The 1,411-nt window shown below is 75.5% G+C and carries 1 protein-coding gene; it reads left to right on the top strand.

The window, feature by feature from the left end:
• Positions 1-26 precede the first annotated feature (26 nt).
• A partial coding sequence (locus JL475_RS39000; protein ID WP_202282926.1) for a beta-ketoacyl reductase occupies positions 27-1,411 on the top strand: 1,385 nt, incomplete at its 3' end.

Below are 1,411 nucleotides of genomic sequence, written 5' to 3'. Positions count from 1 at the left end.
GGCTGCCGTTCGTGTGGGGTGGTGTGGTGCTCCGGGCGACGGGTGCGTCGGTGGTGCGGGCGCGGGTGCGGTCGCTGGGTGCGGGCGGTGTGGCGTTGGAGGTGTGGGACACGGCCGGGGTGCCGGTGCTGACGGTCGAGTCGTTCCGGAGCCGGCCGGTGGATGCCGGCCGGCTGTCGGTGGGTGGCGGTGCCGGTCTGCTGCACGGTGTGGAGTGGCGCGGTGCGGGGGTGAGCGCGGGCGCTGCCGCGGGTTCGGTCGTGGGTTCGGTCGTGGAGTTCGGCCTCGGCGGGCTGCCCGGGGAGGTGCCCGCGGTCGGTGTGTTGCGGGTGCCGGCCGAGGCGGCGCATGGTGTGGTGCCGGATGTGCATGAGGTGGCCGGTGGTGTGCTGGAGGCGGTGCAGGGCTGGCTGGCCGATGAGCGGCTGACGGAGAGCACGCTGGTGGTGGTGGTGCCGGAGCCGGCGGGTGAGGCCGGTCTGGTGGTGGCGCCGGTGTGCGGGCTGGTGCGGTCGGTGCAGGCGGAGGTGCCGGGCCGGGTGGTGCTGGTCCGCGGTGAGGCGTCGGCCGAGGTGGTGGCGTCCCTGGCCGGGCTGGGGGAGCCGGAGGTGCGGGTGCGGGACGGTCTGGTCGAGGTGCCCCGCCTGGTCCGTCTCAAGCCCGTCGCCGCGGGGGCGGAGGCCGCCGGCGCGCGGCCCGCCCGTGCGGGTGGGACGGTGCTGGTGACGGGTGGTTCGGGTGGTGTGGGCGGGGCTCTGGCCCGTCATCTGGTGGTGGAGCACGCGGTGGCGTCGCTGCTGCTGGTGTCGCGTTCGGGCCGGGTGGAGCCGGAGCTGCGGCAGGAGCTGGAGGCGCTGGGTGCGGTGGTCGAGGCGGTGGCCTGTGACGTGTCCGACCGGGCCGCGCTGGGCCGTGTGGTGGAGGCCGCGGGTGTGTTGCGGGGGGTGGTGCACGCGGCGGGTGTGCTGGACGACGGTCTGTTCGGGGCGCTGACCCGGGAGCGGGTGTCGGGTGTGCTGCGGTCGAAGGCCGACGCGGCCTGGTATCTGCACGAGCTGACCGCCGGCATGGACCTGGAGTTCTTCGTGCTGTGCTCGTCGGGGGCGGCGGTGGTGGATGCCGTCGGTCAGGCGAACTATGCGGCGGGCAATGTGTTCCTGGACGCGTTGGCGGAGTTCCGTGTGGGTGCGGGGCTGCCGGGTCTGTCGGTGCAGTGGGGTCTGTGGTCCGGGGTCGGCGGGATGGGGGAGCGGCTGTCGGCGGCGGACCGGGAGCGGATCGCGCGAGGCGGTCTGCCGGGTCTGTCGCCGGCGGAGAACCTGGCCGCGTTCGACGCGGCCCTGGCGTCCGGGGTGCCGGTCGTGATGCCGGTGCGGGTCGACCGGCAGGCACTGCGCACCCGCCCCGACGG

The organism is Streptomyces sp. M2CJ-2 (genome assembly GCF_016757295.1).
Lineage (GTDB): Bacteria > Actinomycetota > Actinomycetes > Streptomycetales > Streptomycetaceae > Streptomyces.
The sequence above is the reverse complement of the archived record's forward strand: the minus strand, read 5'-3'. Positions and strand labels throughout refer to the sequence as shown.